The following is a 17,198-nucleotide window of genomic DNA, read 5'->3' as shown; positions in this document are numbered from 1 at the left end:
AACGCTAGTCAAATGTACTATATTTTATCATTTATTTAAGACTGATATTTTAATTTTGTCCCGAACTTTCGGGATGAATTTATTAATTTTGCAAAAAACATACAATTATGCAGACAGCTTCTTTTGACGGAATTATAAAAACGCTATTTTACCTGATAGCTTTCTATTATATTTTTAAATTTTTGGCAAAATTATTTTTACCGCTATTGGTGAAAAAAGTGGTGCAGAAAGCAGGAGAGAACTTTCAGAGACAGCAGCAATATTCCCAAGATAACTCTTGGAACAAAACGCAAAGCAAGGATGAAGTCATATATAACACGGCTAACGCTAAAAATCCTCGCGAAACCAAAAAAGTAGGGGATTATGTAGATTATGAAGAAATTGATTAAGTTTGCACCATCTGGTTTACTTGGTTAAACGGAATCTGATTTTTATTCGGGTTTTGCAAATCAAATGGTAAACTTTAAACTCTAAACTTTTTTAATGAAAATTCTTAATAAGTTCTATCCGCACGCTTTAGCCATAATTGGTTTTGTACTCATTTCTCTTATTTATTTTTATCCTGTTTTGCAAGGGAAACAAATTTTCCAATCGGATATTGTTCAATACACCGGAATGGCCAAAGAGCAAAACGATTTTAGAGCCTCGGATCATAGAGAACCTTATTGGACAAACGCTGCTTTTGGAGGAATGCCTACCTATCAGTTAGGAGCGAAATACCCACACGATTATATTGGAATGATTGATGACGTATTGCGTTTTTTACCGCGTCCTGCCGATTATTTATTTTTATACTTTTTAGGATTTTACGGATTGTTATTGGTGTTGAAGATTGATCCTTTGAAAGCCTTTTTTGGTGCTTTGGCTTTTGGATTGTCTACTTATTTGATTGTAATTCTGGGTGTTGGTCATAATGCCAAAGCGCATGCGATTGGGTATATGCCACTTGTTATTGCTGGTTTTATATTAGTTTTTCGAAAAAAATATGTTTTAGGAGGTTTAATTACCATGTTTGCTGTGGCGTTAGAAATTAATGCCAACCACTTCCAAATGACTTATTACCTGTTGATTTTCTTATTAATACTTTCTGGTTATTTTATTTATCAGGATGTGAAAGAAAAGCAATATAAATCAATGTTGTATTCCTTTGGAATTTTAGTGGTTGCAGGAATTTTTGCCATTGGAGCCAATGCTACCAATTTATTGGCAACTACGGAATATGCCAATTTTAGCATACGTGGGAAAAGCGAATTGACCTTCAATCCTGATGGATCAAAAATCATCGGCAACAGTGCCATGAGCAGAGAGTATATCACGGAATACAGTTACGGAATTGCCGAAAGTTTTAATCTTATTGCTCCAAGACTTTTTGGGGGTGGGAATAGTGAAAAACTTAATCAAGATTCTAGTGTTTACAAATATATATCACAATACATTACATCGCCAGCAGAAGCGTTACAATTTACAGAAAATTATGGATCTACTTATTGGGGGCAACAACCTATAGTTGCAGCACCTGCTTATATTGGAGCTGTTGTTTTTTTCTTGGGAATTTTAGCTTTATTTATTGATAAACGAAAAATTAAATATGTATTTCTTTCGGGTGCAATAATCGCTTTAATACTTTCTTGGGGTAAAAATTTCCCTGCGTTGACAGACTTTTTTATAGATTATGTTCCTATTTATGATAAGTTTAGAGCAGTTTCCTCTATTCAGGTAATTTTAGAATTATGTTTTCCAGTTTTAGCGGTAATGGGATTGCAGTCTTTTATGAATTCTGAAAAAGAAAAACAATGGCCAAGTTTATGGAAAGCTTCAGCAACGGTCTTTGGATTATTTATAGGTTTGTTTTTAATTAGAAATATGTTTGATTTTGTTGGACAAATGGATGCACAGTTATTACAAATGTTCAGTCAGGGTCAAGATAAAGCTTTTGGAATTGGATTTATTGATGCATTAAAAGAAGATAGAAAAAGTTTATATACAGCAGATTTATTGCGCTCTGGTTTCTTTATCTTGCTTTCGGCAGGTGTATTATGGATGTTTATAAAGAATAAATTGGCCCAAAACACAACGGTAATTCTGGTTGGTTTATTGATGATTTTCGACTTGTTTTTTGTCGATAAAAAATATGTCTCCGCTAAAGATTTTGTTTCCGGACGCGAGGTTGAAGTACCTTTTCAGGAAAGTCCTTCAGATACTCAAATTCTAAAAGACACTACAAATTATAGAGTTTTTGAAGTAAATGGTTTATTAAACGCCAGATCTTCCTATTTTCATAAATCTATTGGAGGATATAGTGCAGTTCGACCTCGAAGAATGCAACAATTATTCGATTACCAAATTGCCAAAAACAACATGGAAATCCTGAATATGCTGGATGTAAAGTATGTAATTCAAACGGATAAAGAAGGAAAAGAATTTCCAACTTCGAATCCTAATGCCAATGGAAACGCATGGTTTGTGAGCCAGGTTAAAATAGTGAATTCTGCTGATGAAGAAATGAAAGCTTTGGATAGTTTGGATTCTAAAAATGTTGCAATACTAAATAGTAAAGACTTTGAAATTAAAAATAAGGCGTTCGCAAAAGATAGTTCGGCTACAATAACTTTGGATTCATACAAACCGAATCATTTGAAATACACTTCAAATAATGCCAATGACGGTTTGGCTGTCTTCTCCGAAATGTATTATGGAAAAGGTTGGAATGCTTTTATCGATGGAAAAAAGGCAGATCACATTCGTGTGGATTATGTTTTAAGAGGATTACAAGTTCCAGCAGGAAAACATTTGATAGAATTCAAATTCGAACCACAAGTTATAAAGACAGGAAGTACTATTACTTTAATTAGTGCTGCAGGAATGTTATTGCTTTTGGTTGGTGGAATTTATTTTGATAGGAAAAAAGGTTTAAATCTTAAATCTTAAACTTGGAACCAAAGAAAATCCTAATCATAACCTATTATTGGCCACCGGCAGGAGGTCCTGGCGTACAGCGTTGGTTAAAATTCGTCAAGTATTTGCCTGATTTTGGAATTCAGCCCGTTGTGTATATTCCGGAGAATCCGACGTACCCAATTACAGATGAAAATTTGGTTAAAGAAGTTTCGGATAAAGCGATTATTCTAAAACAGAAGATTTTTGAACCCTATCAACTGGCTTCTTTTTTTTCGAAGAATAAAACCAAGAAAATTAGCTCCGGGATTATCCCAAATCAAAAGAAACAAAGTTTTCTGGATAAAACGTTACTTTGGATAAGAGGAAATTTGTTTATTCCGGATGCTCGTGTTTTTTGGGTAAAACCATCGGTTTCTTTTTTAGAAAAATATATTCAAGAAAATAATATTGATACCATTATTACTTCTGGGCCTCCACACAGTTTGCACCTCATTGGATTAGAATTAAAACAAAAATTAAATATTAAATGGTTTGCTGATTTCCGTGATCCATGGACAACAATTGGTTATCATAAATCATTACGATTGTCGAATTATGCGGCCAAAAAGCACAAAGCATTAGAACATCAGGTTTTGAATAGTGCCGATACAATTATCGTGACCAGCAAAACTACTAAAACGGAGTTTGAAGCGATTACAAGCAAGCCCATTGCGGTAATTACCAATGGTTATGATGATGAGAATGTAGAAAAACAAATTTTGGACACGAAATTTAGTTTGGCACACATTGGCTCTTTTCTATCCGAAAGAAATCCGTTTATTTTATGGGAAAGTTTAGTCGAATTAATTAATGAAATTCCTGATTTCAATTCGCATTTGGAAATTAAATTGATTGGAGCGGTAAGTCAGGAGGTTTTAGAGAGCATTTCGCAATTTGGATTAAATTCCTATTTGAATAATTTAGGTTATGTTTCACATTCAGAAGCGATCGTGCATCAAAGGAAATCGCAGGCTTTGTTGCTTATTGAAATCAATTCGGAAGATACCAAAAGCATAGTTCCAGGAAAATTATTCGAATATATGGTTTCTAATAGACCTATTATTGCGATTGGTCCAAAGGATTCTGATTTTGCCGAAATCATAATGAACACCAATACGGGAGTGTTCTTAGATTATTCTGAAAAAAGGAGATTAAAAAGTGTAATTTCGGATTTTTATAATCAGTTTTTGCAGGGCAAACTTCAATCAAATGGGGTGGGTTTGCAGAAATATTCCAGAAAAAATTTAACCAAAGAATTGGTACAATTGATTAACAATTATGATTAAGAAGTTCATAACATTTATTTTTATACTAATTGCAAATTTTGTATTAAGCCAAGATCAAGAAGCTACCATTTTTTTTAATGATGGAAGTTCCATTTATGGATTTGGGAGTATAAATAAAAATAATATATTATTCAGAGCTTCTTTAGACAGCAAACCAGATAGTTGGTCTTATGATATGGTAAAAGGTATTACTTTTTTGGGATTTGAATCAACTGTAAAATTCGAGTATGTTTCACTTGGAGAATTTTCTAAACCAGAACCTCAATTATTAGAAGTTGTCGAGGAAGGTAATGTTACCTTATATGCAAGAGTTAGTAAGATCTTTCAGAGTTTTGCTATTAATTCAAATGGGTTTAATCATCCTAATAACCAGTTTGTTACCAATAATTTTGTTTCTTATAGAAGTGGTATAGAAAATGTTGCCGAAGAAATTTATGTTAAAAGAGTAAACGAAAAACATCCTACAAGTTTAAATAGCAGTTTCTATAAAAAAGCAGCAAAGTATTTTTCGGATTGTGAAGTAATTAACAAGAAAATTGGTATTGGAGAATTTTCAAAAAATAAAATTTTAGAGTTGGTTCAATATTATAATGATATTTGTGCTGAATAACAAATCGTAAATTAAAAGTGAGATTGCTTCGTGCCTCGCAATGACAAAATAATGGGAATAGTATTAAATCAGTCCTTAAAGAACACCGTAATAACCTATATTGGATTTGGAATTGGCGGGATAAACACTATTTATTTGTATCCTGTTTTTCTTGGAGCAACTTTTTATGGTTTGACAAATTACGTAACTTCTTGCGCGAATGTCATTATGCCATTATTTGCCATTGGGATGCAAAATACATTGGTGAAATTTTATTCTCAATATCAAACTGAGGATGAAAAATCTCGTTTTTTATCCTTTACTGTTTTATTCCCTTTATTATTAATAATTCCAATGTTACTCATTGGACTTTTCTTTTATGATGAAATTTTGTTCTTTTTATCAAAAAAGAATGCCATCGTCAAAAGCTATATCTGGTTGATACCATTTATTGGATTGTGTATGGCTTATTTCGAAATCTTTTATGCCTGGGCAAGAGTACACATGCATTCTGTTTTTGGTAATTTCATTAAAGAAGTAGGTTTGAGATTATTTTCGCTGTTTCTATTGATTGGAGTTTATTACAATTGGCTTACTGTGGAAGGATTTGTTTATGCAACAGCCGGATTGTATTTTCTGGCATTCTTGGTAACTATGTTCTATGCATTTAGTATTCAGAAGCCCACTTTTCAGTTTTCAATCCCTGAAAACACTAAAGAAATATTGACCTATACTTTTTATATAATTTTATCGGGAAGTGTTGCTAATTTACTTTTGGATGGGGATAAAATGATTCTTAATCAGTACATGCATATTGAGAATATTGCGTTTTATTCTGTTGCAACCTATATTGCATTAGTAATATCTGTTCCCAGTCGTGCGATGCATCAAATAGTTTATCCTATTACTGCACGATTAATGCATGAAAACAAACAAGAAGAACTCAATGATCTCTACAAAAAAACCTCGATCAATCTGCAAGTAGTTGGTGGTTTGGTAATGTTGGGTATTTTTGTTAATATCAATCAATTGTATGAAATGGTCCCTAAAGAGTACAGTGGAGGTATCCTGGTGGTTTTTATGATTGGAATTTCTAAATATTTTGATTTGATTTTGGGGAATAATAATGCTATTATTTTCAACACAAAATATTACCGAACGGTTTTATTTTTGGGCGTTGGTTTGGTTGTTTTAACTGTAGGATTGAATATGATTTTTATTCCAATTTATGGTATTATGGGTTCTGCCTTCGCAACTTTATTATCGATTACTCTATATAGCTTAGCCAAATTACTTTTCGTTGTTAAGCGTTTGCATTTGTATCCTTTTACAAATCAAACTTTATATTCTATTGTGATTACTTTTATATTGTTTCTACTGTTTTATTTCTGGGAGTTCCCTTTTCATCCTATTATTGCTATCGGAATTAAGTCGATTTTAGTGACTATATTATATGTGTATATCAATTATAAATTTGCCATTTCCATCGAAATAAACCAAGTCTTAAATACTGTTTTGAAAAGATTAAAAATAAAGTAATCTGGGCTTGCTGTAACTCGAAATAGACCGACAAAATTAAACACATTGGTACAAGTGACGAATAGTCATATTGTTTTAATAAACATCGCAATGCTTAACATTACGAATTCATTACTCCAATCTGGGGGATTTTTAGATGATTTTCTTTTTTTAAAATGTAAATTTTGTAAATCTGTCTAACTATTATGTAATATTTGGGAATGATTTTAAAAATATATTTGTACTGTAATTTAATATTTAAAAATAATAAATTATTGGGCGAATTGAAAAATCACTAAAAGTGGGTATTGTATGAATTATATAGAACCCTTAATTTTGTAATTAATTATTTGTCTAAGTTGATTAAAAAAAGTAAAATTAATTAGCCAAAATAAAAATGATAATTATGAATATTTCCCAAATCACAAGTGAAGATAATTTACAAAAATATTCAAATATTATTGCTAATAAAATTAGCAATGGATTTGTAATTGAAGAAAGAAATGATAAATTACCGTTTGCCGTTTTGTCTAAAGATGGTAAAGCAGTAGATCATGGTTTCAATTTTCTAATTTGCTGCGTTACATTAGGATTGTGGACTATACCTTGGATTTATCAGACTTATGTGTCTTCCAAAGAAAAAAAGATATTAGTTGCTATCGATGAAGATGGAAATACCTTTGAAGAAAACTGTTATATCGGATAGATTTTTATATTTTTTCTTTAAGATATTTTCCGGTTACTGATTCCTTTATTTTTACGATTTGTTCGGGAGTTCCTACAGCCAATAATTTCCCGCCATTTTCGCCACCTTCTGGTCCTAAATCAATAATCCAATCTGCACATTTTATCAGATCTAGGTTGTGTTCAATTACAATTATTGAATGGCCTTTTTCTATCAAGGCATCAAATGAAGCTAATAGTTTCTTGATATCATGAAAATGCAGTCCTGTTGTAGGTTCGTCAAAAACAAAAAGAGCTTTATCTTTTGTCGCTCCTTTTACCAAGAAAGAAGCGAGTTTTATACGTTGCGCTTCTCCACCGGAAAGAGTAGAAGAGGATTGACCTAATTGTACATATCCCAATCCGACATCTTGTAGCGGTTGCAATTTTTGAATGATTTTATTTTGCTTATGAGCTGTGAAAAAAGCAATGGAATCATCAACAGTCATGGTTAGAATATCGTGTATGTTTTTGCCTTCAAAAGCAACTTCTAAAACTTCTTTTTTAAATCGTTTTCCATTACAGGTTTCACAAGGCAATTGAACATCAGCCATGAAAACCATTTCTACATTTATGGAACCTTCTCCTTTGCAGGTTTCACATCTTCCACCATCAACATTAAAAGAGAAATGTTTGGCTTGATAGCCTCTTATTTTTGATAATTTTTCTTTTGCATACAACTCCCTGATATCATCATAGGCCTTGATATAAGTCACCGGATTAGAACGAGAACTTCTTCCTATTGGATTCTGGTCTACATATTCAATATGCTTGATTTGTGAAAATGAACCTATCATTTCGGTAAATTGACCTGCTTTTTCACCTACATTGTCCAGCTTTTTTTGCATTGCCGGAAACAAAATTTTCTTGACAAGCGTACTTTTTCCGCTTCCTGAAACTCCAGTGATTACAGTTAATACATCCAGTGGGAAAGTAACATCTATATTTTGAAGATTGTTCTCTCGGGCACCTTTTATTTCGATAAAATTCTTGAAAGGTCTTCGTTTTTTGGGAACGGTAATTTCTAATTCCCCGTTTAAATATTTTGCTGTAAGTGAAGTCGATTTTAGGATTTCGTCGTAAGTACCTTGAGCGACTAAATTACCACCAAGAGTTCCCGCTTCCGGGCCAATATCGATAATCATATCTGCCGCTTTCATGATGTCTTCATCGTGTTCTACCACAATGACTGTATTGCCTAAATCACGTAGCGATAACAGCACTTTTATAAGTCGTTCCGTATCTTTTGGGTGTAAACCAATGCTTGGTTCGTCCAGAATATACATGGAACCCACTAAACTACTTCCCAGTGAAGTGGCTAAATTGATACGTTGTGATTCTCCTCCGGAAAGTGTTGCTGAATTTCTATTTAAAGTAAGATAATCCAAACCAACTTCTGTTAAAAAGGATAAACGATTATTTATCTCTACTAATAAACGTTTTGCAATTTGCTTCTCGTAAACATCTAAATCAATGCTTTCAAAGAAACGAACGAGATGCTTAATAGGTAAATCAACTAAATCCGAAACTGTTTTAGAATTAATTTTCACGTAGGAAGCCTCTATTCTAAGGCGTTTTCCCTTGCAGGAGTAGCATTTGGTTTTCCCTCTATAGCGAGAAAGCATTACGCGGTTTTGTATTTTATAATTTTTTTCCTCCAGTTCTTTAAAGAAACCATTTAGTCCCTGGAAATACTCATTTCCATTCCAAATCAATTCTTTTTGATCTTCTGATAACTGATAGAAAGGTTTGTGAATAGGAAAATCAAACTTGTAGGCGTTGTTTACCAATTCATCTCGAAACCAACTCATACTTTCGCCACGCCATGGAAAAATAGCGTTTTCGAATACTGATAAAGTAGTGTTTGGGACTACTAATTCGGCATCAATTCCTATAATATTCCCATAGCCTTCACAAACTGGACAGGCTCCATAAGGATTATTGAAACTGAATAGATGAACATTTGGTTCCAAGAAGGTAATGCCATCTAGTTCAAAATTATTGGAATATGAATATCTTTTATCTGAATTTAATTCCTGCAAGTGACAAATTCCCTTTCCTTCAAAAAAAGCGGTTTGTACCGCATCGGCAAGACGGTTGTAGAACTCTTCTTCTCCCGAAGTTTCGTGATTGACTACAATTCGGTCAATAATTAGAAAGATGTCTTTTTCGCCTAATGAATCCGGTAAATCGTCTAAACGAACCATTTCGTTATTAACTAAAATACGGGCAAATCCTTGTTGTAGAAGCACTTTTAGTTTGTCTTCCAGTTTTCTTCCTTCTTCAAGATGAATAGGAGCGAGGAGTAACCATTTGCTGTCTATCTCGAAGCTTTTTACTTCAGTGACAACATCAGTAACCGTATTTTTTTTGACTTCCCGTCCAGAAACCGGTGAATACGTTCTACCAATTCTGGCAAAAAGCAATTTTATGTAATCGTAAATTTCAGTTGAAGTTCCTACGGTAGAACGGGCATTTGTAGTGTTTACTTTTTGTTCGATCGCAATTGCTGGTGCAATTCCTTTGATATATTCCACTTTTGGTTTGTCTAATCTGCCAAGGAATTGTCTTGCATAGGATGACAAACTTTCTACATAGCGGCGTTGCCCTTCGGCATACAAAGTATCAAAAGCCAAACTTGATTTTCCAGAACCCGAAAGTCCGGTTATGACCACTAATTTATTTCTGGGAATCGCAACATCTACATTTTTTAAGTTGTGTACTTGTGCGCCTTTTATGATGATATTTTTCTTAGGGTCTAATGTAGAAAGGTCAACTTGCATAAAATCAATAATTTTCACAAAAGTAATCAATTTTCAACTGAGAAAGGCTAAAGAAATAAATACAATTATTAGTGTACAGGCTGACTCTGTTCTGTGATTTGAGCTTTTAATACTATTTGAATTAATCTCAAAACAGTATTTTTACTTCTTAATTCCGTATTTTATTGTATTGTGTTTGACGCCTCACTTGAAATGATATTCTTTGAAATTCTATGAAAATAGTATGTAAATTATTTACATCTTACGCAGAATAACTGACCGCAAACAAAATTGTTGGAAATCCTTATGTTGTATCTTGTAGAGTTAAGCGGAATTTATTGACTAATTCTCCTTAGAGTGAATAGGAATTTTTCACATATAATTATGAATATATATATTATTTGGCAAATTTATTATGTTTTTTATTTTAATTAATGGTTAAAATCAAGTTATTCTTTATACAACGTTGTAGTGATTTCCTATACATTACCACAACATTTCCTTTATTTTGTAAATACTTCATTTTAAAGTCTATTCAATTAGTTGTTTTTTATTTGTTTTTGTCTTTTGATTATTAAACTCTTTCGCTTTTTTATTTTTTTATAATTCGGTATAGTTTTTACACACTATATTTTTTAAGGTATTTTTTATTTCAAACTTAAATTTGATCAACGTTAAAACTAAATTCTATGAAAAAATTTACTTTGTTAATTTTCTTAATGTTTTGTGCATTGGGTTTTTCACAAAATGCGCCGATAACCTTTGAAACAGGACAGCAAGGGGCCAGTTGGACTTTTTCCAATTTTGATAATGGACCAAGTCCCTCAGTTGGATTTGAAAAAGTGCTAAATCCCTTCAAAACGGGTGGTAATACCTCGGAAACCGTTGGGAAGTATACCGCTTTATCAGGTAATGATTTAGGAGGTAAAGGAGCTGGTTGTCAATCCAAACATGGTGTTGATTTAGGTACTTTCAAACTATCTTATTCTAATTGCACCATTAAAATAATGGTTTACAAAACCGTTATTAGTGATGTTGGGATAAAATTTGCTGAGGCCGATGGTGGTTCTAACGGTGAATTAATAGTTAAAAATTCCAAAATCAATGAATGGGAAGAGTTAACTTATGATTTTACTTCAAGAATTGGCGCTACTAAATCGGGTGCTATTGATCAATTGATTCTGTTTATGGACTTAACAGATAACAGACCCGTAGCGACAGTAAGTTATTTTGATAACATTACTTTTTCAAAATCATTAGTTCCTCCGCCGGTTGTGGCTTGCGATGCTATTTTAACAGATGCGCTAGAAGGTACATTTGCTGTGGGTTACAAAACCAAGTTTGAAACCGTTGGTACAAATGTGAATATTACTTTTGAACTTTTGGATCAAAAAGATGGTTTGGTTGCTTTCTTACATAGAGAATCTCCTTTTGGAGAAACTCAGATGACTAATAACCCTGCTGGTTCTAGAATTTTTACCAAAACAATAACTGGACAGTCCAAGGGTGATATAATAAGTTACGGATGTAAATTTGCTTATGCTGGCGGTTTATCGAAAACAAAATATATAAAATATGAAGTTGGTAGTTTCTGTGATGGTATTGCACCAACAACACCAACCGTTGCTGCACCTACACCAACTGCTGCTGCACCAAACGTGATTTCGCTTTTTAGTGGTGCTTATACCGATTTGGCAGGAACCAATTGGAATCCAAATCGGGGTCAATCTACTGTTTATAGTGAGGTTCTTGTTTCTGGAAATGCGACCAAAAAATACTCTAACTTCAATTATCAAGGAGTAGTATTGCAAAGTCCTGTTGATGCTTCCAATATGGTGAAACTTCATTTGGATGTATGGTCTCCTGATTGTACTGCTTTGAAAGTGTTTTTGGTTCCTACTACGGGATCCGAAAAAAGTATTATTGTGAATCCTACTTTATCAGGTTGGAATTCATTTGATATTGCTTTAGTAGACTACACAAATTTAGATTTAAAAAGTATAAAAGAATTAAAATTTGAATCAGTAACTGCTGGAACAACTGTTTATATTGATAATATTTATTTTGTAAAAGACGTGAATGCCTCGCTGTCAATGAATGCTCCTGTTACTTTTGAAACAGGTGGGTATGGTGCATCTTGGACATTTACAAATTTTGACAATGGCGCAGGACCTGAAGGATATGAAAAAGTGGCAAATCCTTTTGCAACTGGTATTAATACATCAGCAACTGTTGGTAAATATACAACTACCGTTGCAGGTGCTACAAATGCAGGATGTAAAACGAATGATATAGGTAAATTTACGTTAGATACTAAAAACTCTTTGGTAAAAATTATGGTTTACAAAACCGTTATCAGTGATGTTGCATTAAAATTTGCAGTAGCTGGCGGAGGTTCACTTGGAGAGATAAAAGTTAAAAATACTAAAATTAATGAATGGGAAGAGCTATCATTTGAATTTTACAATCAAATTGGAAAAATTGAATCAACTGATATAGTGACAATTAATATCTCATTGGATTATCAGGCTAGATCAACTCAAAATGTATCTTACTTTGATAATATTACTTTTTCTAAATCATCGGTTCAAACACCAGCACTTGTATGTGATGCAATTTTAACCCAAGCAAGTCAAGGTTCATTTACCACAGGCTACAAGGCTAAATTTGAAACTGTAGGTACAGATGTAAATATTACTTTTGAATTATTAGATCAAAGGGATGGGCTTGTTGCTGGTTTATGGAAAGAAAGTCCTTTTGCAGAATCTGCAATGGTTAATGATCCGGCTGGAAGTAAAATATTTAAGGCAAAATTAACCAACCAAGTGGCTGGTGCTTTGTTAAGTTATGCTTGTAAATTTGCTTATGCAGGAGGTCAATCGGTTACAAAATACATTAAATATGAAGTGGGTACAGCTTGTAGTAGTACACCAGCAGTGGTAACAGGTCCAAAGCTTCCATTAGATTTTGAAACTGGAACATTTGCTTTTGTAGATTTTGATGGAGGTGCCGCTACTACAATAGCCAACCCGAGTAAAACCGGAATAAACACGACAAATACTGTTGCCAAAATGGTAAAAGGCGCTGGTGCACAATGGGCAGGAAGTAAATTAAAAATGGCTTCACCAGTTGATTTTTCGACTAAAAAGATATTTAAAGTAAAAGTTTGGTCACCAGTTGCTGGTAAAAAACTATTGTTAAAGTTTGAAGGAGCTGGAGCTGCATTCGAAAAAGAAGTGGCTACAACAGTTGCTAATACTTGGCAAGAATTAACTTTTGATTATACAGGAGTTGAAGGAGTAAACAACTTAAATGACAATATGGTTTTTATATTTGATTTAGGAACTGCTGGAGATGGAAGTGCTAATTCAACTTATTATTTTGACGAAATTACTCAGCTAGGAACTACGCCATCAGTGGTAACAGGTCCAACGCTTCCATTAGATTTTGAAACAGGAACGTTTGCTTTTGTAGATTTTGATGGAGGTGCCGCTACTACAATAGCCAACCCGAGTAAAACCGGAATAAACACGACAAATACTGTTGCCAAAATGGTAAAAGGCGCTGGTGCACAATGGGCAGGAAGTAAATTAAAAATGGCTTCACCAGTTGATTTTTCGACTAAAAAGATATTTAAAGTAAAAGTTTGGTCACCAGTTGCTGGTAAAAAACTATTATTAAAATTTGAAGGAGCTGGAGCAGCATTCGAAAAAGAAGTGGCTACAACAGTTGCTAATACTTGGCAAGAATTAACTTTTGATTATACAGGAGTTGCAGGAGTAAACAACTTAAATGACAATATGGTTTTTATATTTGATTTAGGAACTGCTGGAGACGGAAGTGCTAATTCAACTTATTATTTTGACGAAATTACACAGCCAGGAACTACACCACCAGTGGTTACAGGACCAACGCTACCATTAGATTTTGAAACAGGAACGTTTGCTTTTGTAGATTTTGACGGAGGTGCAGCTACTACAATAGCTAACCCAAACAAAACAGGAATTAACACTACAGCGACTGTTGCCAAAATGGTAAAAGGAGCTGGTCAACCGTGGGCAGGAAGTAAATTAAAAATGGCTTCTCCAGTTGATTTTTCGACTAAAAAGATATTTAAAGTAAAAGTTTGGTCACCAGTTGCCGGTAAAAAACTACTATTAAAGTTTGAAAGTCCAAATGGCAATTTTGAGAAAGAGTCTGTTGGAATAACAGCTGCCAATACTTGGGAAGAACTAACATTTGATTTTACGAATGTGAGTACAACTAATACGGCGTCAGATATGGTTTTCATATTTGATTTGGGAACTGTAGGAGATGGAAGTGCTAATTCAACCTATCTTTTTGACGAAATTACTCAATCGGCTGGTGCGGTTCCGGTTACAGGAGCAACACTTCCGTTAGATTTTGAAGCACCTACTTATACTTTTGTAGATTTTGATGGTGGTGTAACGACAAAAGTTGCTAATCCTCAAAGTAATGGTATAAATACAAGTGCCAATGTTGCCAAAATGGTAAAAGGTGCTGGAGCAATTTGGGCAGGTGGCAAAATTAAAATGGCTGCGCCAGTAGACTTTACAACAAACAAATTGTTTAAAGTAAAAGTTTGGTCTCCAGTTGCGGGTAAAAAACTTTTATTAAAGTTTGAAGGTACCGCTGGAAATTTTGAAAAAGAATCCACAGGGGTTACTACTGCAAACACTTGGGAAGAATTAACTTTTGATTTTACAAATGTAGGTACCAATAATGTGGCCGATTTTATGGTTTTCATATTTGATTTTGGAACCGTAGGAGATGGAAGTGCCAATTCTACTTATTATTTTGATGATGTTAAACAAGCGTCAATTCCTGTTGTGCCATCTACTAATTATTTGGTTTCTTTTGAGACAGGTAGTGTGATTGGGACATGGAATTCTTTCGAAAATCCTGGGCAAACTGGATTTGAATTTGTAAACAATCCTTCAAAAACTGGGATTAATACTTCAGATAAGGTGGGTAAATTTACAGCAATTCCAGCAGGACAACGTTATGCTGGATGTGAAACTGCTAGTGGAACTATAGGAACATGGGAACTAGATGCTACATCTACTACTGTAGCCATGTTGGTTTACAAGTCAGTTATTAGTCCAGTTGGAATTAAAATGGCTACCAAGTTCAACGGTACAACTTTTGAAATCAAAAAGAATAATACAAAAATTAATGAATGGGAGTTAATGACTTTTGATATATCTTCATTTATTAAAAGTGGTGATGCAACAATGATTAATAAATTTGTTGTTTTTCCAGATTTCAGATCAGATACAGATCCAGTTAGAAACTCAGATGTAGTTTTGTATTTTGACGATATTAAATTTTCGGCCAAAAAACTTTTTGATCCTAACTATGTAGCTCCTCCAGTTGACAATCCAACTGTTGCTGCTCCAATACCTCCTGTAAGAAATTTAGCAGATGTTAAATCTATTTTTAGTGATGCTTATGCAGTTTACAAAGCAGGAAACTGGTGTCAATGTTGGGGACAATCTACTGTTGTTTCGGATGTTGTTATTGTTGCAGGTGATAATGCACGATTGTTAAAAGACTTTACTTATCAAGGGATTACACTTGCTGATGGAGAAGTTTTCAATGTGTCGAACATGAATAAAGTACATATTGATTTATGGTTTAATGATGCAAAATCGGTTAGTCTTGCTCTCGTACAACAAACACCAGGTGGAAGTGTAGAAGCAGCACTCAAATTCATTCCTACAAAAACAGGATGGAATAGTTTTGATTTGGATTTAAATTCAACTACAATGCCAGGCGTTGATTTATCTAAAGTGTTTCAAATGAAGTTAACTTCAGGAACTCAAGGAGCAAATGTATTTTTGGATAATTTTTACTTCTGGAGAGACGCCACTACATTGTTGGTGCAAATGGATTTGCCAGTTACTTTTGACGATGCTACTGTAGATTATTCTCTAATAGGGTTTGGTGGTGCTGAAGGTTCTACCATTGTAAAAGATCCAACATTGGCAACAAACAAAGTCGCTAAAGTGGTGAAACCTGCTGTATCAGAGACTTGGGCTGGAACAACTATTTCTGCAGCTGCTGGTTTAGGCTTTAAAAATAAAATTCCTTTTTCAATTAGCGTTACTAAAATGAGTGTTCGTGTTTGGTCTCCAGATGCAGGAACAATCATTCGATTAAAAGTAGAAGATCATGCGGATAAAAATCGTACTGTAGAAACAGAAAGTACAGTCACTACTGCTAAAGGTTGGGAAACAGTTGAATTTGATTTTGCAAAACAAGTATCGGGTACGGCTGCTTTGAATCTTGCTTACATCTATGATAAAGCGACTATTTTCTTCGGATTTGGTACAAAAGGAACTGAAAAAATCTATTATTTTGATGATGTGAAGATGTTGGAAATTACTAAGAAACCAGAATTAAGTTATGGTGTTGCTTCGCAGACCTACCTAGTAGGAAAACCAATTTATGCTTTGACAATAGTTAATAGTGGAGGGTTAGTTCCTTCAAATGGTTATACAATAAGTCCAGTTTTACCAGCAGGGTTAAATTTCGATACTTCAACTGCGGTAATTAGTGGTACTCCATCGGCATTGAGTCAATCAACTAAGTATACTGTAACAGGTACAAATAGTTCAGGAAACGGCAATACTACTATAAACATAGATGTTGTTCGAGATTTAAAATCAAATAACTTTACCATTGAAACAACTGGTGAAACGTGTTTGGGTGAAAAAAATGGGGAAATAAACATTAAAGCTTTAGAATCTCATACTTATATAGCGATTATTAATGATAAAAGCTATGAGTTTACTACTAACAGTTTAAGAGTTTTTAACCTAGCTCCGGGAGTGTATACTATTTCTATTTCTGTTAAAGGGGAATCTTCTTCACAAAGCTTTACGGCTGTAGTTCCAAAAGGGTCAACTATTACAGGAAAAACTAATAAATTGTCTTATAATAAACTGACTGTTGTAATGACTGAAGGAACGGCTCCTTACAAAGTTTACTTAGATGGAGAAGAGCAATTTGAAACCCCTTTTTCAACTTTTACAGTAGATGTTAACAAGGATAGTTTATTAGAAGTAAAAACAGCAAAAATATGTGAAGGTACTTATTCTAAAAATATTGAAGGTATTTTAGACTCTTGTGCGGCTTATCCAAATCCAACTTCAGGAAGTTTTGAAATTGCAATTCCAACCAATAGAAAAGAGGTTGTTATAGATTTATACTCTTTGAATTCTATGTTTATTTCAAGCAAATCATATCCTTTAGAAAATGGAACTGTAAAAGTGAGTCTTGAAGGTCAAACGGATGGAATTTATATTGCAAAAGTGTATTTAGACACTCCATCGTATTTAAAAATTATAAAAAAATAAA

Annotated in this window: 8 protein-coding genes; 7 read left to right on the top strand and 1 reads right to left on the bottom strand. The window is 33.6% G+C overall.

Annotated elements, in window-relative coordinates:
• The first annotated feature begins 107 nt into the window (after window positions 1–107).
• From ACFX5E_RS01360 to ACFX5E_RS01335, 6 genes are all read left to right on the top strand, one after another.
• Window positions 108–389, top strand: a complete 282-nt coding sequence (locus tag ACFX5E_RS01360; protein ID WP_379853371.1) for a DUF4834 family protein — start codon at window positions 108–110, stop codon at window positions 387–389.
• Between the two features lie 94 nt (window positions 390–483).
• Entirely contained in the window at window positions 484–2,928 is a 2,445-nt protein-coding gene (locus ACFX5E_RS01355; RefSeq protein WP_379853370.1) for a YfhO family protein, read from the top strand.
• Window positions 2,929–2,930: 2 nt separating this feature from the next.
• Entirely contained in the window at window positions 2,931–4,223 is a 1,293-nt protein-coding gene (locus ACFX5E_RS01350) for a glycosyltransferase family 4 protein (RefSeq protein ID WP_379853369.1), read from the top strand.
• Window positions 4,216–4,833 carry a hypothetical protein gene (locus ACFX5E_RS01345; protein ID WP_379853368.1) on the top strand — a complete coding sequence of 206 codons (618 nt, stop codon included), beginning with the start codon at window positions 4,216–4,218 and terminating at the stop codon, window positions 4,831–4,833. Before ACFX5E_RS01350 ends, ACFX5E_RS01345 begins: the two co-directional genes overlap by 8 nt.
• A 51-nt stretch (window positions 4,834–4,884) precedes the next feature.
• Complete coding sequence (locus tag ACFX5E_RS01340) at window positions 4,885–6,351, top strand: oligosaccharide flippase family protein (protein ID WP_379853367.1); 1,467 nt, start codon at window positions 4,885–4,887, stop codon at window positions 6,349–6,351.
• A 385-nt stretch (window positions 6,352–6,736) separates the two neighbouring features.
• Entirely contained in the window at window positions 6,737–7,036 is a 300-nt protein-coding gene (locus ACFX5E_RS01335; RefSeq protein WP_379853366.1) for a hypothetical protein, read from the top strand.
• 4 nt (window positions 7,037–7,040) lie between these two features.
• Here ACFX5E_RS01335 and uvrA read toward each other — a convergent pair whose 3' ends face one another.
• Window positions 7,041–9,836 carry an excinuclease ABC subunit UvrA gene (gene uvrA / locus ACFX5E_RS01330; protein WP_379853365.1) on the bottom strand — a complete coding sequence of 932 codons (2,796 nt, stop codon included), beginning with the start codon at window positions 9,834–9,836 and terminating at the stop codon, window positions 7,041–7,043.
• A 668-nt stretch (window positions 9,837–10,504) separates the two neighbouring features.
• Here uvrA and ACFX5E_RS01325 point away from each other — a divergent pair.
• A complete protein-coding gene (locus tag ACFX5E_RS01325; protein WP_379853364.1) occupies window positions 10,505–17,197 on the top strand; it encodes a putative Ig domain-containing protein in 6,693 nt (2,230 codons plus the stop codon).
• Window position 17,198: the final 1 nt, after the last annotated feature.

Origin of the sequence: Flavobacterium xylosi (assembly GCF_042787345.1) — a bacterium.
GTDB classification, from domain to species: Bacteria; Bacteroidota; Bacteroidia; order Flavobacteriales; family Flavobacteriaceae; genus Flavobacterium; species Flavobacterium xylosi.
Note: the sequence above shows the minus strand (reverse complement) of the source record. Positions and strands in the feature narration are given on the sequence as shown.

What these genes read in the sequence shown, in the direction of transcription:
- ACFX5E_RS01340 (WP_379853367.1), top strand. Translation starts at nt 4,885, where the DNA reads ATGGGAATAGTATTAAATCAGTCCTTAAAGAACACCGTAATAACCTAT.
- ACFX5E_RS01325 (WP_379853364.1), top strand. Translation starts at nt 10,505, where the DNA reads ATGAAAAAATTTACTTTGTTAATTTTCTTAATGTTTTGTGCATTGGGT.
- ACFX5E_RS01355 (WP_379853370.1), top strand. Translation starts at nt 484, where the DNA reads ATGAAAATTCTTAATAAGTTCTATCCGCACGCTTTAGCCATAATTGGT.
- ACFX5E_RS01335 (WP_379853366.1), top strand. Translation starts at nt 6,737, where the DNA reads ATGAATATTTCCCAAATCACAAGTGAAGATAATTTACAAAAATATTCA.
- ACFX5E_RS01345 (WP_379853368.1), top strand. Translation starts at nt 4,216, where the DNA reads ATGATTAAGAAGTTCATAACATTTATTTTTATACTAATTGCAAATTTT.
- ACFX5E_RS01360 (WP_379853371.1), top strand. Translation starts at nt 108, where the DNA reads ATGCAGACAGCTTCTTTTGACGGAATTATAAAAACGCTATTTTACCTG.
- uvrA (WP_379853365.1), bottom strand. Translation starts at nt 9,836, where the DNA reads ATGCAAGTTGACCTTTCTACATTAGACCCTAAGAAAAATATCATCATA.